Source organism: Streptomyces sp. NRRL F-5123, from assembly GCF_000721495.1.
Taxonomy (GTDB): domain Bacteria; phylum Actinomycetota; class Actinomycetes; order Streptomycetales; family Streptomycetaceae; genus Actinacidiphila.
On sequence record NZ_JOHY01000008.1, the window covers coordinates 143,157 to 166,740 of the forward strand.

At 71.4% G+C, this 23,584-nt stretch carries 22 protein-coding genes; 18 read left to right on the forward strand and 4 right to left on the reverse strand.

From position 1 onward, the window contains the following. Positions 1-49: 49 nt before the first annotated feature. From IH54_RS0110225 to IH54_RS0110245, 5 genes are all read left to right on the forward strand, one after another. Entirely contained in the window at positions 50-1,069 is a 1,020-nt protein-coding gene (locus IH54_RS0110225) for an ABC transporter permease (RefSeq protein WP_031515088.1), read from the forward strand. Beyond that, positions 1,069-2,133 carry an ABC transporter permease gene (locus IH54_RS0110230; protein ID WP_078862076.1) on the forward strand — a complete coding sequence of 355 codons (1,065 nt, stop codon included), beginning with the start codon at positions 1,069-1,071 and terminating at the stop codon, positions 2,131-2,133. The genes IH54_RS0110225 and IH54_RS0110230 overlap by 1 nt, the downstream gene beginning before the upstream one ends. Beyond that, entirely contained in the window at positions 2,130-3,191 is a 1,062-nt protein-coding gene (locus tag IH54_RS0110235) for an ABC transporter ATP-binding protein (protein WP_043180471.1), read from the forward strand. The genes IH54_RS0110230 and IH54_RS0110235 overlap by 4 nt, the downstream gene beginning before the upstream one ends. Further along, the gene (locus tag IH54_RS0110240) at positions 3,175-4,521 is read left to right on the forward strand and encodes an oligopeptide/dipeptide ABC transporter ATP-binding protein (protein WP_031515092.1); all 1,347 of its coding nucleotides are present in this window, start codon (positions 3,175-3,177) and stop codon (positions 4,519-4,521) included. Before IH54_RS0110235 ends, IH54_RS0110240 begins: the two co-directional genes overlap by 17 nt. Before the next feature lie 150 nt (positions 4,522-4,671). Then, the gene (locus IH54_RS0110245; RefSeq protein WP_031515094.1) at positions 4,672-6,270 is read left to right on the forward strand and encodes an ABC transporter substrate-binding protein; all 1,599 of its coding nucleotides are present in this window, start codon (positions 4,672-4,674) and stop codon (positions 6,268-6,270) included. Positions 6,271-6,353: 83 nt separating this feature from the next. Here IH54_RS0110245 and IH54_RS0110250 read toward each other — a convergent pair whose 3' ends face one another. Next, positions 6,354-7,025, reverse strand: a complete 672-nt coding sequence (locus IH54_RS0110250) for a response regulator (RefSeq protein ID WP_031515096.1) — start codon at positions 7,023-7,025, stop codon at positions 6,354-6,356. A gap of 19 nt (positions 7,026-7,044) precedes the next feature. Continuing rightward, on the reverse strand, positions 7,045-7,947 hold the full coding sequence (locus IH54_RS0110255) for a RecB family exonuclease (RefSeq protein ID WP_031515098.1): 903 nt from the start codon (positions 7,945-7,947) through the stop codon (positions 7,045-7,047). Positions 7,948-8,103: 156 nt separating this feature from the next. On the opposite strand from IH54_RS0110255, the gene IH54_RS0110260 reads away from it, so the two are divergent. From IH54_RS0110260 to IH54_RS0110270, 3 genes are all read left to right on the forward strand, one after another. After that, positions 8,104-9,309: a site-2 protease family protein gene (locus IH54_RS0110260; RefSeq protein WP_234343439.1), complete on the forward strand. Its 1,206-nt coding sequence runs from the start codon at positions 8,104-8,106 to the stop codon at positions 9,307-9,309. 134 nt (positions 9,310-9,443) lie between these two features. Next, the gene (locus tag IH54_RS0110265; protein WP_031515101.1) at positions 9,444-10,352 is read left to right on the forward strand and encodes a tRNA (adenine-N1)-methyltransferase; all 909 of its coding nucleotides are present in this window, start codon (positions 9,444-9,446) and stop codon (positions 10,350-10,352) included. 214 nt (positions 10,353-10,566) lie between these two features. After that, complete coding sequence (locus IH54_RS0110270; RefSeq protein ID WP_031515103.1) at positions 10,567-11,166, forward strand: hypothetical protein; 600 nt, start codon at positions 10,567-10,569, stop codon at positions 11,164-11,166. A gap of 35 nt (positions 11,167-11,201) precedes the next feature. Here IH54_RS0110270 and IH54_RS0110275 read toward each other — a convergent pair whose 3' ends face one another. Further along, entirely contained in the window at positions 11,202-11,492 is a 291-nt protein-coding gene (locus IH54_RS0110275; protein ID WP_031515105.1) for a ferredoxin, read from the reverse strand. A gap of 241 nt (positions 11,493-11,733) precedes the next feature. Between IH54_RS0110275 and arc the strand changes: the two genes are divergently transcribed. The 6 genes from arc (at position 11,734) to prcA (ending at position 17,764) form a co-directional block, all read left to right on the forward strand. Further along, a complete protein-coding gene (arc, locus tag IH54_RS0110280) occupies positions 11,734-13,500 on the forward strand; it encodes a proteasome ATPase (RefSeq protein ID WP_031515107.1) in 1,767 nt (588 codons plus the stop codon). A gap of 95 nt (positions 13,501-13,595) precedes the next feature. Next, positions 13,596-15,107, forward strand: a complete 1,512-nt coding sequence (gene dop, locus IH54_RS0110285; RefSeq protein ID WP_078862077.1) for a depupylase/deamidase Dop — start codon at positions 13,596-13,598, stop codon at positions 15,105-15,107. Between the two features lie 194 nt (positions 15,108-15,301). Further along, positions 15,302-15,520 (forward strand): ubiquitin-like protein Pup, encoded by a 219-nt coding sequence (locus IH54_RS0110290; protein WP_031515113.1) that lies wholly within the window; start codon positions 15,302-15,304, stop codon positions 15,518-15,520. Between the two features lie 146 nt (positions 15,521-15,666). Next, positions 15,667-16,116: an endonuclease VII domain-containing protein gene (locus IH54_RS0110295; protein WP_324607762.1), complete on the forward strand. Its 450-nt coding sequence runs from the start codon at positions 15,667-15,669 to the stop codon at positions 16,114-16,116. Beyond that, positions 16,068-16,913: a proteasome subunit beta gene (gene prcB / locus IH54_RS0110300; protein WP_043180398.1), complete on the forward strand. Its 846-nt coding sequence runs from the start codon at positions 16,068-16,070 to the stop codon at positions 16,911-16,913. Before IH54_RS0110295 ends, prcB begins: the two co-directional genes overlap by 49 nt. 65 nt (positions 16,914-16,978) lie before the next feature. Then, positions 16,979-17,764 (forward strand): proteasome subunit alpha, encoded by a 786-nt coding sequence (prcA, locus tag IH54_RS0110305; protein WP_031515118.1) that lies wholly within the window; start codon positions 16,979-16,981, stop codon positions 17,762-17,764. 68 nt (positions 17,765-17,832) lie between these two features. Here prcA and IH54_RS0110310 read toward each other — a convergent pair whose 3' ends face one another. Then, on the reverse strand, positions 17,833-18,810 hold the full coding sequence (locus IH54_RS0110310) for a LacI family DNA-binding transcriptional regulator (RefSeq protein WP_031515120.1): 978 nt from the start codon (positions 18,808-18,810) through the stop codon (positions 17,833-17,835). Between the two features lie 389 nt (positions 18,811-19,199). Between IH54_RS0110310 and IH54_RS0110315 the strand changes: the two genes are divergently transcribed. The 4 genes from IH54_RS0110315 (at position 19,200) to IH54_RS0110330 (ending at position 23,488) form a co-directional block, all read left to right on the forward strand. Further along, entirely contained in the window at positions 19,200-20,453 is a 1,254-nt protein-coding gene (locus tag IH54_RS0110315; RefSeq protein WP_031515122.1) for an MFS transporter, read from the forward strand. Between the two features lie 9 nt (positions 20,454-20,462). After that, a complete protein-coding gene (gene pafA / locus IH54_RS0110320; protein ID WP_031515124.1) occupies positions 20,463-21,824 on the forward strand; it encodes a Pup--protein ligase in 1,362 nt (453 codons plus the stop codon). Between the two features lie 162 nt (positions 21,825-21,986). Beyond that, the gene (locus IH54_RS0110325) at positions 21,987-23,003 is read left to right on the forward strand and encodes an FKBP-type peptidyl-prolyl cis-trans isomerase (RefSeq protein ID WP_031515126.1); all 1,017 of its coding nucleotides are present in this window, start codon (positions 21,987-21,989) and stop codon (positions 23,001-23,003) included. Between the two features lie 113 nt (positions 23,004-23,116). After that, positions 23,117-23,488, forward strand: a complete 372-nt coding sequence (locus IH54_RS0110330; protein ID WP_031515128.1) for an FKBP-type peptidyl-prolyl cis-trans isomerase — start codon at positions 23,117-23,119, stop codon at positions 23,486-23,488. Positions 23,489-23,584: the final 96 nt, after the last annotated feature.

A 23,584-nucleotide genomic window follows, 5' to 3' on the forward strand; every position in this document is an offset into this window, starting at 1 on the left:
CGTCGTCCCCGGTCCGGGCCACTCCGGACAGCCACCGGAAAGTCACCGCATGAGCAACACGAGCAAGCAGTCGGGCTCGCTGCGCCGCTACGTCCTCACCCGGATCGCACTCGCCGTGCCCATGGTGCTGATCCTGCTGGTCCTGGTCTTCGTCATGATGCGGGTGGCCCCCGGCGACCCCATCTCCTCGTCGCAGGGCGGCAAGCTCAACGCCACCGAACTCGCCGCCAGGCGGCACGCGGCCGGATTCGACGCCCCGCTCTACCAGCAGTTCTGGGACTACCTGAAGTCGGTCGTCACACTGAACTTCGGCACCACCTTCTCCGACCGCCGCAGCGTGCGGGACATCCTCATCGAGAACGGCGGCGCCACCCTCACCCTGACCGCGGGCGCCCTGGTCTTCGCCGCCGTCATCGGCATCCCCGTCGGGCTGCTCTGCGGCCGCTACCGGGACAGCGCGGTCGACGTCGCCGGCCGGCTGGCCAGCATCCTCAGCTACGCCTCCCCGGTCATCGTCACCGCGCCGCTGCTCATGCTCGCGTTCGGCACCACCTCCGGGCAGGCATCCCCGCTGATCCAGCTCAACGTGCCCACCCAGACGCACATCCTCGTCGTCGACGCGGCCCTGGACGGCGACTGGGACGCGGTCGGCGACATCCTCCAGCACCTGCTGCTGCCGTCCGTCGCACTCGGCCTGCTGATCGTCGGCGTCTTCATCCGGATGATCCGCATCAACCTCATCCAGTCGCTCCAGGGCGACTACATCGAGGCTGCCCGCGCCCGCGGGGTCCGGGAACGGCACGTCGTCGCCCGGCACGGCTTCCGCAACGCCCTGGTGCCGGTCATCACCGTGCTCGGCCTCCAGGTCGCCATGCTGCTCGGCGGCGCGGTGCTCACCGAGCGGATCTTCAACTGGCCCGGCATCGGCCGCCAGCTGATCGACTACATCAACCAGCGCGACTACGTCGCCGTGCAGGGCATCGTCACCGTCTTCGCCCTGGCAGTCGTCGTGATCAGCCTGCTGATCGACTTCGTCAACGCGCTGATCGACCCGAGGGTGCGCTACTGATGGCCACGACGACTCTCCCCAACGGCCCGATCGAGCCCACCGAACCGGCCCCGTCCGGCACCCCCGCCCCCGGCGGCACCCGCTTCGGCGGACTGCGCCGGATCACCACCGCGGTCCGCGAGGCCCACGGCGTGCCCAAGTTCATGCTGTGGTCCGGCGGGATCATCTCGCTGCTGTTCGTGATCACCGCGGTCTTCGCGCCGCTCATCGCCCCGTACAACTTCGACACCTACCGCGACGGCGGGAAGAACTTCCCCAAGCAGGGCGCGCCGGACGGCGACCACTGGTTCGGCACCACCGTGCAGAGCCTGGACGTGCTCTCCCGCACCGTCTACGGCGCCCGCACCGCCCTGGAGGTGATGGTCCTCGCCGTCGTCTTCTCGCTCGTCATCGGCGTCCTGCTGGGCCTGCTCTCCGGCTACTTCGGCGGCTGGCTGGACCGCATCCTGGTGCTGGTGATGGACGCGCTCTTCGCCTTCCCGTACCTGCTGCTCGCGATCGTGGCCAGCTTCGTCTTCTCGGGCATCTCCGGCGGCGCGGTCGTCACCGCGGCGCTGTCCATCACGGTGGTCTACATCCCGCAGTACTACCGGGTGGTGCGCGCCTCCGCGCTGTCCGCCCGCGAGGCCACCTTCGTCGAGGCCGCCCGCGCCATGGGCGCCAAGCCCTCGGTGGTGATCCGCAAGTACCTGTTCGGCAACGTCATCCAGTCGGTGCCGGTCATCACCACCATGAACGCCGCCGACGGCATCGGCACCCTCGCGGGCCTGGGCTTCCTGGGCCTGGGCATCCAGCCCACCGACGCCGCCGAATGGGGCTACGACCTGGAGCGCGCGATCGACGACGTCAACGCCGGCATGTGGTGGACCTGCCTCTACCCGGGCCTGGCCATGGTCATCGCGATCCTCGGCTTCACCCTCCTCGGCGAGGGCCTCAACGACGTGCTCAACCCGACCATGCGCCGCCGCAGGATCCGCAAGGTACTGCTCCCCGCCCACACCGGGCGCCGTACCGTCACGGCTCCCGAACTGCCCGACGCGTCCGAAGGCGAGGCCGTCAAGTGACCGAACCCGTCCTGTCCGTCCGGGACCTGCGCGTCTGGTACGGCACCGACCGCGGCGCGGTGCGCGCCGTGGACGGCGTCAGCTTCGACGTCCGGCCCGGCGAGACCCTCGGCCTGGTCGGCGAGTCCGGCTGCGGCAAGTCCACCCTCGGCCGCGGAGTGCTGGGCCTGACCCCGCCCGCGGCAGCCGTCGACGGCGAGGTGGTGCTGCGCAGCGCCGGCGCCGCCGGCCGCAACCTCGTCGGCCTGCCCGCCAAGGAGCTGCAGAAGCTGCGCGGCCCCGAACTCGGGCTGATCTTCCAGGAGCCGATGACCCGGCTCAACCCGCTCATGCGGATCTCCCAGCACTTCGAGGAAGCGCTGCGCGCCCACCACAAGGACCTGCCCAAGAAGGAGATCCGGGCCCGCGCGCTGGAGGCGCTGCGCGGCATGGGCATCCCGGAGAGCCGCTACGCCAGCTACCCGCACGAGTTCTCCGGCGGCATGCGGCAGCGCATCATGATCGCGCTGGCGCTCGTGCTGCGGCCCGCCTTCATCGTCGCCGACGAGCCGACCACCGCGCTCGACGTGCTGGTCGAGGCGCAGATCATCAAGATCCTCGCCGACCTGCGGAAGAACTTCGACACCTCGCTCGTCCTCATCACCCACAACCTCGGCATCGTCGCCGAGGCGTGCGACCGCGTCGCGGTGATGTACGCCGGGCACATCGTCGAACAGGGCGACGCCCGCGAGGTCTTCGCCCACCCGCAGCACCCGTACACCAAGGAGCTGCTGCGCTCCACCATCTCGCTGGCCACCACCGGGCTGCACTTCATCCCGGGCAGCCCGCCGGACCTGGTGGAGCCCCCGCCGGGCTGCCGCTTCCACCCGCGCTGCCCAGTCGCGATGCGCGGCTGCGCGCAGTTCGAGCCGCCCGAGGTGCAGCTGCCGACCGGGGTCACCAGCGCGTGCTGGCACCAGGCACTGGACGTCGCGCCCGAACTCGCCGACGAGCTGGGACCGGACGGGCGCGAAGCGCTCCACGCCGTAGAGGAGATCAGCGTTGCTGACGAAGCCTGACATCGAGCCGGCCGGCGACGGCACCCCCGGCGACGCCGGCGAGCCGCTGGTCGAGGCGTCCGGCCTCGAAGTGCACTTCGGCCTGCGCAGCCGGCTGCTGGGCCGCCTCTCCGGGCAGCCCGCGGGCGGCGCCGTGCGCGCCGTCGACGGCATCGACCTGCGGCTGCGCAAGGGCGAGGTGCTCGGCCTGGTCGGCGAGTCCGGCTCCGGCAAGACCACGCTCGGCCGCACCCTGATCGGCCTGACCAAGGCCACCGCCGGATCCGTCCGCTACCGCGGGCAGGACATCACCGGGCTCGGCGAGCGCCAGCTGCGGCCGCTGCGCCGCCGCCTCCAGATGGTCTTCCAGGACCCGCACGCCTCCCTCAACCCGGCGATGGACATCCGCACCGCCGTCGGCCACCCGCTGCGCATCCACAACCTGGTCGCCGACGAGGCCGAGTACGAGGCCCGCGTCGTGGACGCGCTGGAGCGCGTCGGCCTGACCCCGCCCGAGCGCTACCTCGGCAAATTCCCCGGCGACCTGTCCGGCGGCCAGAAGCAGCGCGCCGTGCTCGCCCGGGCGATCATCGCCGAACCCGAACTGCTCGTCGCCGACGAGCCGATCTCCATGCTGGACATGAGCGTCCGCGCCAAGATCCTGCAGCTGATGCTGGACCTCAAGCGCGACCTGGACCTCACGTACGTCTACGTCACGCACGACCTGGCCAGCGCGAAGTTCTTCTGCGACACCATCGCGATCATGTACCTCGGCCGGATCGTCGAGTACGGGCCGACCGCGGAGGTCTTCGCCAACCCGCAGCACCCCTACACCGAGGCGCTGCTCGCCGCGATCCCCGAGCCCGACCCCGAGCGGGCCGTACCCCGCGAACTGCCGCGCGGCGAGATCCCGGACGCCGCCCGGCCGCCGCTGGGCTGCTCCTTCCACCCGCGCTGCCCGGTGGCCGTCGCCGAGTGCGGCTGGGAGGCCCGCGACCTGCGCACGCTGCTGGAGAACCGCTGGCTGGAGCTCGCCCCGGAGGTCGCCGAGCGCGAGCGCGGGCTGTTCGCAGACGTGGAGGCGCTCGCCGAGCCCGGCCTGGGCACCGCCGAGATCCGGCCAGGCCACGGGCACACCCCCGACGAGGTCCTGGACTTCCTGCGGGCGCTGCGCGACGAGGACGGCACCGAGGGCCGGCCGCACGAGCCGCTGTGGAGGGGCGTGGCGGACCTGCGCAGCGAGAACGGGCGCGCCGTCGTCGCGTTCGCCGCCGCCCGCGACCCGCGGCTCGCGCTGGTCGCCGGCGCGGGCGTCCAAGTGGCCTGCCACCTGCGGGAGTCCGCCGGCTGACGGCCGGGGTGACCGCTGCCTGAGCCGCGCAGCGCGACGAATAGGGTGAATCACGCGAGCCCCGCACACGACGCGGGGCTCGCATACCTCGTGGGTCAGGCCAACAAGGCGGATCCCACGACCAAGCCAGGCAAGAGGAGAACGACGAGGATGAACCGCAAGCTTCTGGTCCTGCCCGTGCTGCTGGGCGCGATGTCGCCACTGGTCACCGGGTGCGGCAGCACCAGCGTTGTGGGGAGCAGCGGCGGCAAGCCCATCGTCGTGGGCACCACCGACAGCATCGAGCTGAGCAAGGACAACCCCGCCCCGCTCGACCCCGCCACCTCCTACGACAGCGCCACCTGGAACATCTTCTACAACACCTTCCAGATGCTGCTGACCTACCAGCGCGGCAGCACCACCCCCAGCCCGGACGCGGCGTCGGAGTGCCACTACACCGACAACACCGTGCTCACGTACCAGTGCCGGATACGCGACGGCCAGGAGTTCTCCAACGGGCACCCGGTGACCGCGCGTGACGTGAAGTTCTCCGTCGACCGGATGCTGAAGATCAACTTCGCGGCCGGCCCGGCCTCCCTGCTGTCCGGGGTGGAGTCCGTCGAGGCACCCGACGAGAAGACCGTGGTCTTCCACCTCAAGGCGCCCGACACGACCTTCCCTGCCAAGCTCGCCACCCCGGCCGCGGCGATCCTGGACCCCGCGGTCTACCCGGCCGACAAGCCCTACACCGGCTTCCGGCTCGTCGGCTCCGGCCCCTACACGCTCGACTCCTTCAAGCAGGCCAAGGGTGGCACCTTCAGCAGGAACGGCCACTACAAGGGCGAGCTGAAGATGAACAACGACAAGATCCAGCTCAAGCTCTTCGCCGACTCCCACGCCATGGAGAAGGCTCTGAAGGCGGGCAGCATCGACGTCATGGCCCGCACCATCAGCCCCGACCAGATCGGCGGCCTGCTGGGGAGCACCGACCCGGACATCAGGACCACCGAGTCCACCGGCGGCGAGGCCCGCTACCTCTTCCTCGACACCACCTCGACCGACCTCAGGACGCTCGCGGTACGTCAGGCGCTGGCCCAGGTCGTCGACCGGGACGCGATCACCCGCAACGTCTACCAGGGCACCGCCGAACCGCTGTACTCGGTGATCCCGGCCGGCATCACCAGCCACACCAACTCCTTCCACAACCGCTACGGCGACCCCTCGGTGCCCAGGGCCAAGACGCTGCTGCGGAACGCCGGCGTCACCTCCAAGGTCCCGCTGACCATCAACTTCCGCCGCGACACCGGCGGCACGATGAACGAGGCGGAGGCCAAGGAGATCGCCCGGCAGCTCAACGCCAGCGGGTTGTTCACCGTCACGACCAAGAGCGAGCAGTGGAACACCTTCCTGAAGAAGGCGACCCAGCGCGACTACGAGCTCTTCGCGCTGAGCTGGCTGCCCGACTTCCCGGACCCGGACAACTACCTGGCGCCGTTCTTCGACAAGGAGAACTTCCTCAACCTCGCCTACAACAACACCACCATCCAGAACACGCTGCTGCCCGCCACCCGCAAGCTCGCCAACCGCGGCTCCACGGCCACGGCGTTCGGCAAGGCGCAGGACCTCATCGCCGACGACGTGCCGATGCTGCCGCTGTGGCAGGGCAAGCAGTACATCGCGGCGCGCAGCGGCATCACCGGCGTGGAGTGGGCGCTCAACTCCTCCACCACCACCCAGTTCTGGGAGCTGGGCCGCGGCAAGACCGGCTGACCGGCACCGCGGCAGCGCCGCACCGCCGTCCGCGTCCGGCCCCCGCACGGGGGCCGGACGCCCGGCGTCCGGCCCGCGGGGCCTCAGCCCGCGCCGGGGCGCACCAGCCCGCTCTCGTACGCGTACACCGCCGCCTGCACCCGGTCGCGCAGGCCCAGCTTGGTCAGCACGTGCCCCACATGCGTCTTGACGGTGGTCTCCGACACGAACAGCTCGGCCGCGACCTCAGCGTTCGACAGCCCGCGGGCCACCAGCTTGAGCACCTCGACCTCGCGCTCGGTCAGCGCGTGCAGCGGCTGCGGCACCGAGTCGTCCCCCGACGGCAGCCGCCCGGCGTACTTGTCCAGCAGCCGCCGGGTGATGCTCGGCGCGAGCATCGCCTCGCCCGCGGCCACCACCCGGATCGCCTGCACCAGCTCGGCCGCCGGCGCGTCCTTGAGCAGGAAGCCGCTGGCCCCGGCCCGCAGCGCCTCCACGACGTACTCGTCCAGGTCGAAGGTCGTCAGCACCAGCACCTTCGCCGGGCCCGAGCGGTCGGGCCCGGTGATCTGCCGGGTCGCCTCCACACCGTCCATCCGGGGCATCCGGATGTCCATCAGGACCACGTCGGGCTGCAGCGCCCGCACCTGGTCCAGCGCCTGCTGGCCGTCCCCGGCCTCGCCCACCACCGCGATGTCGGGTTCGGCCTCAAGGATCATCCGGAAACCGGTACGCAGCAGGGGCTGGTCGTCCACCAGCAGGACACGGATCGCCACGGTCTTCCTCCGTCTTTCGCTAGACCGGACCATTCTCACCGACGACAGGCAGCGCTCCCGCGGTTTCCGCCAGCGGATAGGGCGGGGGAGTCCCCCCGAATTCCGGACAGAACGCCTGGTGGTCGCACCATCCGCACAGCGCCGTGCGGCGCGGCAGCCACTCCCCGCTCGCCGTCGCCGCCCGGATCGCCTCCCACAGCGCCAGCAGCCGCCGCTCCGTCCGCAGCAGGTCGCTCTCCGACGGGTCGTACGTCAGCACGTCGCCGCTGCCCAGATACACCAGCTGGAGCCGCCGCGGCACCACCCCGCGCAGCCGCCACAGCACCAGCGCGTAGAACGACATCTGGAACAGCGGCTCGTCCCGGTACTCCTGGCGCGGGGCCTTGCCGGTCTTGTAGTCCACCACCCGCAGATCGCCGGTCGCCGGCGCCACGTCCAGCCGGTCGACGTAGCCGCGCAGCGTCAGCCCGGACTCCAGCGCCGTCTCCACGTACAGCTCGCGCTCGGCCGGCTCCAGCCGTGTCGGATCCTCCAGGGTGAACCAGCGGTCCACCAGCACGCGGGCGCTGTCCAGCCACTCGGCGAGCGCGGCCGGCTCCGCCGCGTCGAACAGCGCCGCCAGCTCCGGGCGGGCGGCCAGCAGCCGCTCCCACTCGCCGGGCACCAGAGCGCGGGCCCGCTGCGCGGTGCGCTCGGCCGCCGGCGCGTCGAAGAGCCGCTCCAGCACCGCGTGCACCACCGTGCCGCGCGTCGCGGCCAGGCTGGGCTTCTCCGGCAGCTTGTCGATCACCCGCAGCCGGTAGAGCAGCGGGCAGCGCATGAAATCCGCCGCACGGGAGGGCGACAGCGACGACGGCGGCCGCGGGTGCCTGCCCCGCCCCGCCGTGCCCGCGCTTCCTTCGCCTTCGGTGGTCGTCCCCATGGCAGACGACCTTACGGCCTGACACCGACAAGCCGGTGCCCGCCGGACGTAACGGAGCAATAGCATGGCTGCCGAGGCCTCGGTCCCGCACGATCGGTACCGATCGGACCGATCGGGACGCAACGGGACCGGGATGCAGCCGAGCGAGGGGAAGCAGTGAGCGAGAGCGGTGGGCCGCCGTCCGGCAAGAACGACGCCCCTGGGGGCGACCCCGCCACGGCCGCGCGCGGACCCGGCGGCGGGCTCCTCATGGGCCGCTTCTTCGGCGTCCCCATCTACGTGGCACCCAGCTGGTTCCTGATCGCCGCCCTGATCACCTGGGTCTTCGGCGACCAGCTCGACACCGTGCTGCCCGAGCTCGGCCGGGCCCGCTACCTGGTCTCGCTGTTCTTCGCCGTCGCCTTCTACGGCTCGGTGCTGGTCCACGAGCTGGCCCACACCGTCGCCGCGCTGCGCTTCAAGCTCCCCGTCCGGCGGATCCAGCTGCAGTTCTTCGGCGGCATCTCGGAGATCGAGAAGGAGTCCGACAGCCCCGGCCGGGAATTCGTGCTCGCCTTCGTCGGACCGCTGCTGTCGCTGGTGCTCGCCGGCGTCTTCTTCGGCGGCATGCAGCTCGTCGAGTCCGGCACCGTGCCCGGAGTGCTCCTCGCCGGGCTGATGATCAGCAACCTCATCGTGGCGATCTTCAACTTCCTGCCCGGGCTGCCGCTCGACGGCGGCCGCATGCTGCGCGCGGTCGTCTGGAAGATCAGCGGCCGAGCCATGACCGGCACCGTCGCCGCCGCCTGGGTCGGCCGCGCCCTCGCGCTCGCCGTCCTCGTCGGCCTGCCGATGCTCTCCTACGGGCGCGACGACAGCAGCAGCGGCGTCGACTCGCTCACCGACGCGCTGCTCGCCGCGATCCTCGCCGCCATCATCTGGACCGGCGCCGGCAACAGCCTGCGGATGGCCCGGCTGCGCGAGCGGCTGCCCGCGCTGCGCGCCCGCACCCTCACCCGGCGGGCCGTCCCGGTCGCCTCCGACACCCCGCTGTCCGAGGCGCTGCGCCGCGCCAACGAGGCCGGCGCCCGCGCCCTCGTCGTCGTCGACGGCCACGGCGACCCCACCGCCCTGGTACGCGAGTCCGCGATCGTCACCACCCCCGAGCACCGCCGCCCCTGGGTCGCCGTCGGCGGCCTCGCCCAGGACCTCACCCCCGGCATGCGGGTGTCCGCCGAGCTGACCGGCGAGGACCTGCTCGACCGGCTGCGGGCCACCCCCTCCACGGAGTACCTGGTCGTCGAGCCCACCGGGGAGATCTACGGCGTGCTGTCCACCTCGGACGTCGAGAAGGCCTTCATCGCGGCCATGTCCCGCCCGTAGCGGCCGCCCGGCAAGGCCGCGGGCGGGTCCGGGGCGGTCGGGAGCAGGCCCGGGACGGCCGGTGCAGGCCCTGGGGGTCGGCAGCGGGTCCGGGACGGTCGGGAGCGGGGGAAAAGCCCGATAAGGTGATCCCCATGTCCGAACCGACCGGTGCCGCCCGCCGTCGCGGGCCCTTCAGAGTCGGGGACCAGGTCCAGCTCACCGACCCCAAGGGACGCCACTACACCTTCACGCTCGAAGCCGGGAAGCAGTTCCACACCCACAAGGGCGCCTTCCCGCACGACGAGCTGATCGGCGCCCCCGAGGGCAGCGTGGTCCGTACCACGGGAAACGTCGCGTACCTCGCGCTGCGCCCCCTCCTCCCCGACTACGTCCTGTCCATGCCCCGCGGCGCCGCCGTGGTCTACCCCAAGGACGCGGGGCAGATCCTGGCCATGGCCGACATCTTCGCCGGCGCCCGGGTCGTCGAGGCCGGCGTCGGATCGGGATCGCTGAGCACCTTCCTGCTGCGCGCCATCGGCGACCACGGCATGCTGCACAGCTACGAGCGCCGCGCGGACTTCGCCGAGATCGCGTCCCAGAACGTCGAGCGCTACTTCGGCGGCCCGCACCCCGCCTGGCAGCTCACCGTCGGCGACCTCCAGGACAACCTGTCCGACACCGAGGTCGACCGCGTCATCCTGGACATGCTCGCCCCCTGGGAGTGCCTGGAGGCGGTCTCCAAGGCCCTGGTGCCCGGCGGCATCCTGTGCGCCTACGTGGCCACCACCACGCAGCTCGCCCGCACCGTCGAGTCCATCCGCGAGCACGGCAGCTTCAACGAGCCCGCCGCCTGGGAGACCATGGTGCGCACCTGGCACGTCGAGGGCCTCGCCGTCCGCCCCGACCACCGGATGATCGGCCACACCGGTTTCCTGCTCACCGCCCGCCGCCTCGCCGACGGCGTCGAGCCGCCGCTGCGCCGCCGCCGGCCCGCCAAGGGTGCCTACGGCGAGGACTACACGGGCCCGGGCTCCGGCTCCGGCGCCGGCTCCGACAGCTAGGACCACGCCGAATTTCGGCCAACTTCGCCGCGCCGCCGCCGGTTTGTCCGTTCCGGACAAGCCGGCGGGCTGCTTCCCGGAGCCCGCGGCGGTTTCCGCACCCCCCTGCCGCACCCCCGCCCTGCCGCGCAGACCCGCCCCCGCCGTACCCGCCCGGTGTGACGTGTGGCACGATGCCGGCAACCCCCGCCGAGCGACCCCGGGAGACAGGCGAGTGCAGCCCTCCGCAGGTCAGGACGTGGACCTCCCGCACACCCGCGCCCGGAGCGTCCACTGGATCACCACCGCCGCCGCCGTCGGTGCCGTGGTGGCCGTGATAGCCGCCATCCAGCCCGCCGACGCCTCGCCCCGGACCCGCACCGCGGCGGCCCCCGCCGACCCCAAGGGGCCCGCGGCCCCCGTTGCCCCGCCCGACCCGCTCGCCGTCACCTACCCGCTGACCTGCGCACCCGGCACCCAGCCGGACGTCGTCAGCCGCGTGTCGGGCGACCTCGACGGCGACGGGCGCCCCGAGACCGCGGTCGTCGTGCGCTGCCACTCCGACACCGGCACCCCGCCCAGCGGCGTCTACGTCCTCAGCGCCCCCGCCGAGGCCGGCGGCCCCCCGAGGATCGCGGTCACCCTGGTCAAGCCGCAGGACAACCGGCAGATCCGGGACTTCCGACTGGAGGACGGCACCGTCAAGGCCACCGTGCTGGGCTTCTCCTCCGACAGCGTCCCGCAGTGCTGCCCCGACATGAGCCGCACCTACACCTGGGAATGGCGCGGCGACCGCTACGTCGCCCTGCCCGGCCCCGCCCCGAACACCGTCTGAGAGCGCCGCGCGGCCCCGGACCGGGGCCGCCCGGACTACTCCGCGTCGGGCCCGTACACCTCGACCCGGTCCGCCACCCGCCGCACGTGGATGCAGTCGCCGGGACACTCCTTGGCGGAATCCACCACGTCCCGCAGCAGCGGCAGCGGCACGGGTACGGTGGCCCCAGGGGTCTGGACCAGCTCGTCGTCCGCGTCCTTGACGTAGGCCAGACCGTCGATGTCCAGCTCGAACACGTCGGGCGCGTACTGCACGCAGATCCCGTCGCCCGTGCACAGATCCTGGTCGATCCAGACCTCGAGCGCCTCGGCCGTCTCGTTGCTCACGGAAACTCATCCCTGCCGTTGGTCGTTCAGGAAGCAACCGGCCCATCCGGCTGTTGACCGAATCGACGATACAACCGGCTGCTTTCCGGGCGCGCTCGGTGGGTATCTCAGTGGCGGAGGGACGTGCGCAAGGGTGAAGATCGGACACACCGCGATCGTCTTTGTGATCTAGGGGTTTCAACCCCCACCAGCCCAGGTAGGGTCTGGAAACGTCCAGCTCCCCTTGGAGGAGGTGAGGACCGTGGCGGCCCACGACGACGACATCAACCGTGGCGGCCGACCCGCTCGGGGTTCGGAAGAACCCATGAGCCAGGTCGCCTTTCTTGAGCAGGAGATCGCCGTCCTGCGACGCAAGCTCGCCGACTCTCCGCGGCACACGAGGATTCTCGAGGAGCGGATCGTCGAGCTGCAGACCAACCTGTCCGGCGTGTCCGCGCAGAACGAACGCCTGGCAGGCACCCTCCGCGAGGCCCGCGACCAGATCGTGGCCCTCAAGGAAGAAGTCGACCGGCTCGCGCAGCCGCCGGCCGGCTTCGGCGTCTACCTGCAGGCCAACGACGACGGCACGGCGGACATCTTCACCGGCGGGCGCAAGCTCCGGGTGAACGTCAGCCCGTCCGTCGACCTCGACGAGCTCAGGCGCGGCCAGGAACTGCTCCTCAACGAGGCGCTCAACGTGGTCGAGGCCATGGAATTCGAGCGCATCGGCGACATCGTCACCCTCAAGGAGATCCTGGAGGACGGCGAGCGCGCCCTGGTCATCGGCCACACCGACGAGGAGCGCGTGGTCCGGCTCGCCGAACCGCTGCTCGACGGCACCCTGCGCACCGGCGACGCCCTGCTGCTCGAACCCCGCTCCGGCTACGTGTACGAGCGCGTGCCCAAGAGCGAGGTCGAGGAGCTGGTGCTCGAAGAGGTCCCCGACATCGACTACCGTCAGATCGGCGGCCTCGGCAACCAGATCGAGCAGATCCGCGACGCCGTGGAGCTGCCCTACCTGCACGCCGACCTGTTCAAGGAGTACGAACTGCGCCCGCCCAAGGGCGTACTGCTCTACGGCCCCCCCGGCTGCGGCAAGACGCTCATCGCCAAGGCCGTGGCCAACTCGCTGGCCAAGAAGGTCGCCGAGGTCACCGGCCAGCCGCAGGGCAAGAGCTACTTCCTGAACATCAAGGGCCCCGAGCTCCTGAACAAGTACGTCGGCGAGACCGAGCGGCAGATCCGCCTGGTCTTCCAGCGTGCCCGGGAAAAGGCGAGCGAGGGCACCCCCGTCATCGTCTTCTTCGACGAGATGGAGTCGCTCTTCCGCACCCGCGGCAGCGGCGTCAGCTCCGACGTGGAGAACACGATCGTCCCCCAGCTGCTCGCCGAGATCGACGGCGTCGAGGGCCTGGAGAACGTCATCGTGATCGGCGCCTCCAACCGCGAGGACATGATCGACCCGGCCATCCTGCGCCCCGGCCGGCTGGACGTGAAGATCAAGATCGAGCGTCCGGACGCCGAGGCGGCCAAGGACATCTTCTCGAAGTACCTGGTGGACACCCTCCCGCTGCACGGCGACGACCTCGCCGAGCACGGCGGGTCGCCCGCTGCCACCGTCGACGCGATGATCCAGTCGGTCGTCGAGCGGATGTACTCCGAGACCGAGGAGAACCGCTTCCTGGAGGTCACCTACGCCAACGGTGACAAGGAGGTCCTGTTCTTCAAGGACTTCAACTCCGGCGCCATGATCCAGAACATCGTGGACCGGGCCAAGAAGATGGCGATCAAGGCCTTCCTCGACCACGAGCAGCGCGGCATGCGGGTCTCCCACCTGCTCGCCGCCTGCGTGGACGAGTTCAAGGAGAACGAGGACCTGCCCAACACCACCAACCCCGACGACTGGGCCCGCATCTCCGGCAAGAAGGGCGAGCGGATCGTGTTCATCCGCACCCTGGTGACCGGAAAGCAGGGCGCGGACACCGGACGATCCATCGACACCGTGGCGAATACCGGACAGTATCTGTAGGCATTACCCTCCGGCTGCGGGTCCCCACAGCGGGCACCCGCAGCCGGTGTGTGTTTCCCGGCCCGCACGGGCCGGGGCCGGGCAAGGAGGGCCGCATGACCGTACGGCGAGTAATGGGCATCGAGACGGAGTACGGGATCTCCGTCCCCGGCCACCCCAATGCCAATGCCATGCTCACCTCGTCCCAGATCGTCAACGCGTACGCGGCAGCCATGCACCGCGCGCGCCGCGCCCGCTGGGACTTCGAGGAGGAGAACCCGCTGCGGGACGCCCGCGGCTTCGACCTCGCCCGGGACGCCGCGGACACCAGCCAGCTGACCGACGAGGACATCGGCCTGGCCAACGTCATCCTCACCAACGGCGCCCGGCTCTACGTCGACCACGCCCACCCCGAGTACTCGTCCCCCGAGATCACCAACCCGCGCGACGCGGTGCTGTGGGACAAGGCCGGCGAGCGCATCATGGCCGAGGCCGCGCAGCGCGCCGCCCAGCTGCCCGGCGCCCAGCCGATCCACCTCTACAAGAACAACACGGACAACAAGGGCGCCTCCTACGGCACCCACGAGAACTACCTCATGCGGCGCGAGACGCCGTTCTCGGACATCGTCCGGCACCTCACCCCCTTCTTCGTCTCCCGCCAGGTCGTCACCGGCGCCGGCCGGGTCGGCATCGGACAGGACGGCCAGGGCCACGGCTTCCAGCTCAGCCAGCGCGCGGACTACTTCGAGGTCGAGGTCGGCCTGGAGACGACACTCAAACGGCCCATCATCAACACCCGCGACGAACCGCACTCCGACGCCGAGAAATACCGCCGGCTGCATGTGATCATCGGCGACGCGAACCTCTCGGAGATCTCCACCTACCTCAAGCTCGGCACCACCGCCCTGGTGCTCTCGATGATCGAGGACGGCTTCATCAAGGTCGACCTGGCCGTCGACCAGCCCGTCCGCACCCTGCACGAGGTCTCCCACGACCCCGGCCTGCGCCAGCTCGTCACACTGCGCAACGGCCGGACACTCACCGCGGTGCAGCTCCAGATGGAGTACTACGAGCTGGCCCGCAAATACACCGAGGAGCGGTACGGCACCGACGCCGACCCGCAGACCAAGGACGTGCTGGCCCGCTGGGAGGACGTGCTCAACCGGCTGGAGAGCGACCCGATGAGCCTGTCGCGCGAGCTGGACTGGGTCGCCAAGCTCGAGGTCCTGGAGGGCTACCGGCGCCGCGACGGCCTCGGCTGGGACGCCGCCCGGCTCCAGCTCGTCGACCTCCAGTACGCCGACGTACGCCCCGACAAGGGCCTCTACAACCGCCTGGTCGCCCGCGGGCGCATCCAGCGGCTGCTGGACGAGCAGGAGACCGTCCGCGCCGTCACCAAGCCGCCGGAGGACACCCGGGCGTACTTCCGCGGCCGCTGCCTGGAGCAGTACGCCGACGACGTCGCCGCCGCGTCCTGGGACTCGGTCATCTTCGACCTCCCCGGCCGCGACTCCCTGCAGCGCGTCCCCACCCTGGAGCCGCTGCGCGGCACCCGCAAGCACGTCAAGGAACTCCTGGACCGCTGCCGTACGGCCGAGGACCTGGTCCGCATCCTGTCCGGCGGCTGATCCCCGGCGAGTCCCGGGGGTCCCGCTCCCGGGGCTCCCGGTGACCGATCTCCGGCGGCCGAAGGACGGCTGAAACGGGTCAGAACCGGGAATCAACGGGGTAGCACTCGGACGTTGACTAATCGAGAGCCAAGATCAGGGCCTCCTTGTAGGGTCGGATCTTGCAGGGCACGCAACCGAGCGGGGTGAGGGACATGGCAACCAAGGACACCGACGGCGGGCAGCAGAAGGCAACGCGTTCCACGGACGAGGTCGAGGAGGTCCAGGAGGACACCAAGTCCGCCGATGACCTCAAGGAACGCCACGAGAAGCTCTCCAACGACGTGGACTCCGTCCTCGACGAGATCGACGACGTCCTCGAGGAGAACGCCGAGGATTTCGTGCGGTCCTTCGTTCAGAAGGGTGGACAGTAATCACGGATGTGAACGAGGGTTCCAAGCGGTGCCCTCACTGCCGACAAGAGCTGCCCTTCACCGCCTTCGCACGGAACAGAAGCACACGTGACGGCTTCCAGGTCCACTGCCGTGAGTGTGCTTCTGCCTATCACCAGGAGCGGCAGTTGGCGCGCGGCTTCCGCGTGCGCCCGCGCGTCCCGGTGGCCGAAGGCCACAAGTTCTGTCGGCGCTGCAACACGGCGAAACCGTTCGAGGAGTGGGACCGCAACAGGTCGGCTTCCGACGGCTTCTCCACGCGCTGCAAGGCGTGCCGGGTGGTGGAGAGCAGGGCAAGCCACCTGAGGCGCCGGTACGGCATCACCGAGACCGACCGGGAGGCGATGGTCGCCTCGCAGATGGGGCTGTGCGTGATCTGCCTCGCCGCGCCCCCGATCCATGTGGATCACTGCCACGAAACGGGTAGGGTCCGGGGCGTACTGTGCTTCAACTGCAATTCCGCCATCGGCAAGTTGGGTGACGATCCCGGCACATTGCGGCGGGCTATCGCTTACTTGGAGGGAAACGCGTGGAAGCCAATTCTCGTAGCACCGGGCGTCTACCAGCTGCCTTCCTGACGCCCGGCTCGTCGTCCTTCCTGGACTTCCTGGGGGACCATGCCCCCGGGCTGCTGCCGGGGAACCGGACGGTGCCGCCGATCAAGGGGGCGGTCGAGTTGCCGCACGGGACGACGATCGTGTCCGCGGTCTTCGACGGCGGTGTCATCCTCGCGGGTGACCGGCGGGCGACGATGGGGAACGTGATCGCGCAGCGCGACATGGAGAAGGTCTTCCCGGCCGACGAGTACTCGGCCGTGGGCATCGCGGGCACCGCGGGGCTCGCCGTGGAGATGGTCAAGCTCTTCCAGCTGGAGCTGGAGCACTACGAGAAGATCGAAGGGGCCACGCTCTCCCTGGAGGGCAAGGCCAACCGGCTGTCCACGATGATCCGCGGCAATCTGAGCATGGCGCTCCAGGGCCTCGCCGTCGTCCCGATCTTCGCCGGCTACGACACCGACCGTGGCAGGGGCCGCATCTTCTCCTACGACGTCACCGGCGGCCGCAGCGAGGAGCTGGGCTTCGCGGCCACCGGCTCCGGTTCGGTGTACGCCCGCGGCACGCTCAAGAAGCTCTACCGCAGCGACCTGACGGAACGCCAGATGGCCACCGCCGTCGTCCAGGCGATCTACGACGCGGCGGACGAGGACTCGGCGACCGGCGGTCCCGACCTGACCCGGCGCATCTTCCCGATCATCACGGTGATGACGGACGAGGGCTTCCGGCTGCTGCCGGACTCCGAGGTCGGCGCGATCGCCCGCGAGGTGGTCGACGCGCGCCAGGAGCGCCCCGACGGCCCCCAGGCACCGGTGCTGTGACCGCGAGTCAGCCGACGTCCCTCCGCGCGCTCCCAGCGCCGACCGCAGAAAGGCACGGTTAGCCGGTGTCCACGCCCTTTTACGTCTCACCCCAGCAGGCCATGGCGGACCGCGCCGAATACGCCCGCAAGGGCATCGCGCGCGGCCGCAGCGTGGTGGTGCTGCAGTACACCGACGGCATCGTCTTCGTCGCTGAGAACCCGTCCCGCGCACTGCACAAGGTCAGCGAGATCTACGACCGGATCGCCTTCGCGGCGGTCGGCAAGTACAACGAGTTCGAGAACCTGCGGCTCGGCGGCGTCCGCTACGCCGATCTGCGCGGCTACACCTACGACCGGGCCGATGTGACGGCCCGGGGCCTCGCCAACGTCTACGCCCAGACGCTCGGCACGATCTTCTCCAGCGTCGGCGAGAAGCCCTACGAGGTGGAGCTGATCGTCGCGGAGGTCGGTGCCGCGCCCGAGGACGACCAGATCTACCGGCTCCCGCACGACGGCTCGATCGTCGACGAGCACGGGGCCGTCGCGGTCGGCGGCAATTCCGACCAGATCGGCAGCTACCTCGACCAGCGGCACCGCGACGGCATGAGCCTCGCGGAGGCGCTGGCGCTGGCCGTCGACTCGCTCAAGCGCGACACGAACGGCAGCGACCGGCAGATCACCGCGGAGCAGCTGGAGGTCGCGGTCCTGGACCGCACGCGGCCGCAGCAGCGGAAGTTCAAGCGCATCCTCGGGCCGCAGCTGGCCCGCCTGCTCGACGGCGCGTCCACGTCCTCGGCGGAGTCCGAGCCCGACTCCGAGTCCGAGCCCGACTCCCCGTCCGGCGAGGAGGAGCCGCCGCCCACCGCGTAGGCGTGCTCCCCGGTTCGTGCCCTCCTCCGCAGCTTCTCGCGGGGGAGGGCGAGTCCGTTCCGGGGCTGTCACGGAGCGGGCGGTGCGGAGGAGGCGCGGGGGACGAGGGTGAGGGGGAGTTCCACCGCGGGGGCGGGGCGGCCCGCGAGGACGGCGAGCAGCGCGCGCATGCCGTGTTCGCCGATCCCTTCGGCGGGCAGTCGCACCGTCGTGAGTTCGGGGTCCAGCGCCCGCGCGAGCGACAGGTCGTCGAAGCCGGTCACGGACACGTCGGCGGGTACGGACAGGCCCAGCGTGCGGGCGCCCTTGCAGGCCCCGGCGGCGAGGATGTCGTCGTCGCACAGCAGCGCGGTGGGGCGCGGTCCGGGTGCGGTGAGGGCGCGTACCGCCGCCTCGCGCGCGGCGTCGACGCCGAGGGCGGACCGGTGCCGTACGGGCGCGGGGGCGCCGGCGGCGGCGAGTTCCGCGGTGACGGCGTGCGCGCGGGCGCGGAAGGTCCAGGTGTCGACGTCCGCCGCGATGTGGGCGATCCGGTGGTGGCCGAGGGCGAGCAGGTGCCGGACGACCTGGCGGATGCCGTCGGTGACGGCGAGGTTGACGGTGGGCGGTCCGCCGGGCACGTCGGGGTCGCTGTCGAGCATGACGAGCGGGAGCCCGCCGTCGCCGATGGCCGTGAGGGCGTCGGCGGCCATGGAGGAGGCGATGACGCCGTCGATCGCGGTGCGCGCGGAGCCGAAGGGGTCGCGGGCGGGGCCGATGCCGGCGGGGGAGGGGTAGAGCACGACGCCGAAGCCGTTGTCGGCGGCGACGCGGGCGGCGCCGGTGTAGACCCGGGCGAAGTATTCGTGGGTGAGGGCGGGGACGACGAGCATGGCGGTCCTGGTCGCGCCGAGCCGCAGGCTGCGGGCGGCGAGGTTGGGCCGGTAGCCGAGTCGGCGCGCGGCGTCGCGTACGGCCTGCACGGTGCGTTCGGAGACCCGGCCGTGCCATTTCCCGCCGAGGACGAGGGAGACGGTCGCCTGGGAGACCCCGGCGGTCCGCGCCACGTCCCGCGAGGTGACCCGCGCGTCGGGTCCGGGCCCGCGGCGCCCGGCGGCGCGGTCCGCGCCCCGGGACCTGCCGGGCCCTGCGGCGGCTCCGCCCTGGTCCCCGTTCCCTGCCCGGCCGCCGGCCGGGTCCGGTGCGCGGCGGTCCGCGGTCCGCGGTCCGTCCGGCCCGGCGGCCGTACTGCCCGCGTCCCCGCCCGTTCCCCGGCGGTTCCCGGCGCCCTCCCCGCTCCCGGCGCGGTCGCCGGCCGGGCCCGGGGCGGGGGGTGTCGGGGTGGCGGGATCGTGCACGTGCGGGCTCCGTTCGCGGGGCCGGGCGGATGGACCGGCGGCTGGCGCCATGGTACGTATGAGGGCTGACGTTATACGTAACACGGGAAGGGGCGGGCATGGGTGGCGCCGGGTACGGGGAGCTGCTGCGGACACCGCACGCGGCGCGGCTGCTCGGCGGGACGCTGCTGGGGCGGCTGCCGAACGCCATGGCCGCGTTCGCGGTGCTGCTCTTCCTGCGGGACGAGGGCGCGAGCTACGGGCTCGCGGGCGCCCTGTCGGCGGGGTACGGCTGCGCGGTGGCCGTGGGGCAGCCGCTGCTGGGGCGGGCGGTGGACAAGCGGGGGCAGCCGCGGGTGATGGCGGGGGCGGCGCTGCTGTCGGCCGCCGGGTTCGGGCTGCTGGCGGCGACGGGGCCGGATCCGCTGCCGCTCGCCGTGGCCGCCGTGGTGCTCGCGGGGGTGGCGACGCCGCCGCTGGAGGGCGGGCTGCGGGCGCTGTGGCCGGGGGTGCTGGGCGGCAGCCAGGAGCGGGTGCAGCGGGCGTACGCGCTGGACGCGGCCGCCCAGGAGGTGCTGTTCGTCGTGGGGCCGCTGCTGGTGACGTTGCTGGTGGCGGCGGCGTCGCAGGCCGCCGCCCTGGTGGTGACCGGGCTGCTGGGCGTGGCGGGCACCCTCGTGGTCGTCACGTCCCCGCCGTCGCGTCGCTGGCGGGCGGCCGGACGGGAGGCGCACTGGCTGGGCGCGCTGCGCTCGCCGCGGCTGGCGGTGCCGCTGGGCGCCTTCTTCTTCCTCGGCATCGCACTGGGCGCCCTCGCACCGGCCGCGGTCGCGTACGGCGACGCGCACGGTGGCGGCGCCACGGCCTCGTACGTGCTGGCCGCCAACGGCCTGGGCGCGCTGGCCGGTGGCGTCATGTACGGCTCGCGGGAGTGGCCGGGCACCCCGGAGTTGCGGCTGCGGGTGCTCGCGATGGCGCTCGCGGGCTGCTACCTGCCGCTGCTGCTCGCGCCGGGCCTGCCCTGGATGCTGCCGCTGGCCGCGCTGTCCGGCTTCTTCCTCGCCCCTGCCCTGGCCTGCGGCTTCGTGGTCGTCGACCGGCACGCGCCGGCCGGCACGGTGACGGAGGCGTTCTCCTGGGTGGTCACGGCCGTCGGTGTCGGCGGCGCGCTGGGGACGGCGGCCGCGGGCGCGGCCGCCCAGCAGGGCGGCGCGGCGGCCGGATTCGCCGTGACGGCGGCGGGCTGCGCGGTCGCGACGGCGGTACTGCTGGCCACCGGCGGTTTCCTGACGGCGGCAAACCTCGAAACCCGGCCGGAAAAAGATCCAAATCGTGCCGTCGAACCCCGTTTCAGCTCCACGCATCAGGCGTAATGTTCAGACATGGACCGCCGCATTTTCGGGCTGGAGAACGAGTACGGCGTCACGTGCACGTTCAGGGGACAGCGGCGCCTGTCCCCTGACGAGGTGGCGCGGTACCTCTTCCGCCGTGTCGTGTCATGGGGCCGGAGCAGCAATGTTTTCCTCCGCAACGGCGCCCGCCTCTACCTCGACGTCGGCTCGCACCCGGAGTACGCCACTCCCGAGTGCGACAACGTCACCGAACTCGTCACGCACGACAAGGCCGGTGAACGGATCCTCGAAGGCCTTCTCGTCGACGCCGAACGCAGGCTGCACGAAGAGGGCATCGCCGGGGACGTCTACCTCTTCAAGAACAACACCGACTCGGCCGGCAACTCCTACGGATGCCACGAGAATTACCTGGTGGCCAGGCACGGGGAATTCTCCCGGCTCGCCGACATCCTGATTCCCTTCCTCGTGACGCGGCAGCTGCTGTGCGGCGCGGGCAAGGTCCTCCAGACCCCGCGCGGCGCCGTCTTCTGCGTGAGCCAGCGCGCCGAGCACATCTGGGAGGGGGTCAGCTCGGCCACCACCCGCTCCCGGCCGATCATCAACACCCGCGACGAGCCGCACGCCGACGCCGAGCGCTACCGCAGGCTGCACGTCATCGTCGGCGACTCCAACATGTCCGAGACCACGATGCTGCTCAAGGTCGGCGCGACCGACCTGGTGCTGCGGATGATCGAGGCCGGGACGGTGATGCGCGACCTGACGCTGGAGAACCCGATCCGGGCCATCCGCGAGGTCAGCCACGACATAACGGGACGCCGCAAGGTGCGCCTCGCGTCCGGGCGCGAGGCGTCGGCGCTGGAGATCCAGGAGGAGTACTACTCCAAGGCCGTGGAGTTCTGCGAGCGCCGCGGCATCCGCAGCGGTGTCATCGACCAGGTGCTGGAGCTGTGGGGCCGGGCGCTGGAGTCGATCGGCAGCGGCGACCTGGGCCGGATCGGCACCGAGATCGACTGGGTCATGAAGTACCAGCTCATCGAGCGCTACCGGAGCCGCGACAACATCTCCATGTCGCACCCGCGGGTCGCCCAGATAGACCTCGCCTATCACGACATCCACCGCCGCCGGGGGCTGTACTACCTGCTGGAGCGCAAGGGCCAGGCCGCGCGCGTCTGCAACGACCTGCGGATCTTCGAGGCCAAGTCCGTGCCGCCGCAGACCACCAGGGCCCGGCTGCGCGGCGACTTCATCCGCCGCGCCCAGGAGCAGCGCCGCGACTTCACCGTCGACTGGGTGCATCTGAAGCTCAACGACCAGGCGCAGCGCACCGTGCTGTGCAAGGACCCCTTCCGGTCGGTCGACGACCGGGTGGAGAAGCTGATCGCCGGAATGTAGGACCGGGCGGCCCGGCCGTGCCGGGCACCACCGGGCCGAAGTGCCTGCACAGCAAGCCCACAGGCCCCGTACGGAAGTCGTACGGGGCCTGTGGCACACCGTAGGGTGTGGGGCGGCAAACCCACGACCGAAAGCCCCGCCCCCGACCCGAACGAGGATCCTGTGCGCCGACGCTCCGTCCTGCTCGCCGTACCCGCGCTCATGCTCACCGCCGCCGGCTGCGGAAAAGACTCCGGCAAGAGCGGCTCCGGGGCTTCCACGTCGCCCTCGGCCACCGACTCGGCGACCCCCTCGGCCACGTCCACGGCGACCGTGTCCGGCCCGCTGCCCGCCGTCACCGCCGGGACGGCCTTCAACATGAAGCCGACCGTCGCCAAGGGCCCCGGGACCCCGTCCAAGGAACTCGCCGTCAAGACGCTGATCCAGGGCAGCGGTGTCGCGGTCGCCGCGGGTGACTACGTCCGGGTGAACTACCTGGGCCAGATCTGGAAGTCCGCGAAGGTCTTCGACACCTCCTGGGGCAAGGACGCCGACGGCAAGGCGAAGCAGCCGTACGCCACCCAGATCGGCGCGCAGAAGGTCATCCCCGGCTGGGACCAGGGCCTGATCGGCGCCAAGGCCAACAGCCGGGTCATGCTGGGCGTCCCGCCGGCCCTCGGCTACGGCACCTCCGGCAACGCGCAGGCGGGTATCGCCGGCACCGACACGCTGGTCTTCGTCGTGGACGTCCTCGACGTGTGGAACGGCCGCTCGTCGGCCAAGGGCAAGCTCGTCCCGCAGGACGACGCCAACCTGCCGAAGGTCGGCACCAACGTCGACGGCCTGGCGCCGTCGGTCACCGTGCCCAAGGTCAAGGCACCCACGAAGCTGGTGTCCAACTACGTCATCGAGGGCGACGGCGCCACCGTCAAGGAGACCGACACGCTGCTGGTGCAGTACAAGGGCGTGCTGTGGGACGGCGGCAAGGAGTTCGACTCCAGCTACTCCCGCAAGCAGCTCACCGACTTCCCGCTCAGCGGCGTCATCCCCGGCTGGACGAAGGGCCTGGCGGGCAAGAAGGTCGGCAGCCGGGTGGTGCTGGTGACCCCGCCGGACCAGGCCTACGGCGACCAGGCCCAGCAAACGATCCCGGCCAACTCGACGCTGGTCTTCACCGTCGACATCATCGCTGTGATCTGACCGCTGTTCCGGCAGCCCTCGCAGCCCGCGTCGTCCACAGGCCCCACGGACGCTGCCGACCGGACTCTGCAAGACTGTCCAGGTTGCCCGCAACCGTACAAGGAGCACGGACTGTGAACATCGAGAAGCCCGAGATCGACTTCCCGGGCGGCGAGCCGCCGGCCGACCTGGAGATCAAGGACATCTGGGAGGGCGAAGGACCGGTCGCCGAGGCCGGTGCCACGGTCGCGGTCCACTACGTCGGCGTCGCCTTCTCCACCGGCGAGGAGTTCGACGCGAGCTGGAACCGCGGCGCGCCGCTGAGCTTCCCGCTGGGCGCCGGCCGGGTCATCCCCGGCTGGGACCGCGGTGTGCAGGGCATGAAGGTCGGCGGCCGCCGCCAGCTCATCATCCCGCCGCACCTGGCGTACGGCGACCGGGGCGCCGGTGACGCGATCAAGCCCGGCGAGACGCTGATCTTCGTCTGCGACCTGGTCTCGGTCTGACGTCACTGCGGCAGGCCCCGCGGACAGGGTGCCGTCCCCCCGCGTGTGCACGGGGGACGGGCCCGGGCCTGCGGGCCCGCCGCGCGCGGTACGGTG

Excerpts from the sequence above, each read along its gene's own strand:
- IH54_RS0110225 (WP_031515088.1), top strand. The coding sequence starts at position 50 with ATGAGCAACACGAGCAAGCAGTCGGGCTCGCTGCGCCGCTACGTCCTC.
- IH54_RS0110230 (WP_078862076.1), top strand. The coding sequence starts at position 1,069 with ATGGCCACGACGACTCTCCCCAACGGCCCGATCGAGCCCACCGAACCG.
- IH54_RS0110245 (WP_031515094.1), top strand. The coding sequence starts at position 4,672 with ATGAACCGCAAGCTTCTGGTCCTGCCCGTGCTGCTGGGCGCGATGTCG.
- IH54_RS0110255 (WP_031515098.1), bottom strand. The coding sequence starts at position 7,947 with ATGGGGACGACCACCGAAGGCGAAGGAAGCGCGGGCACGGCGGGGCGG.
- IH54_RS0110265 (WP_031515101.1), top strand. The coding sequence starts at position 9,444 with ATGTCCGAACCGACCGGTGCCGCCCGCCGTCGCGGGCCCTTCAGAGTC.
- dop (WP_078862077.1), top strand. The coding sequence starts at position 13,596 with ATGACCGTACGGCGAGTAATGGGCATCGAGACGGAGTACGGGATCTCC.
- IH54_RS0110290 (WP_031515113.1), top strand. The coding sequence starts at position 15,302 with ATGGCAACCAAGGACACCGACGGCGGGCAGCAGAAGGCAACGCGTTCC.
- IH54_RS0110315 (WP_031515122.1), top strand. The coding sequence starts at position 19,200 with ATGGGTGGCGCCGGGTACGGGGAGCTGCTGCGGACACCGCACGCGGCG.
- pafA (WP_031515124.1), top strand. The coding sequence starts at position 20,463 with ATGGACCGCCGCATTTTCGGGCTGGAGAACGAGTACGGCGTCACGTGC.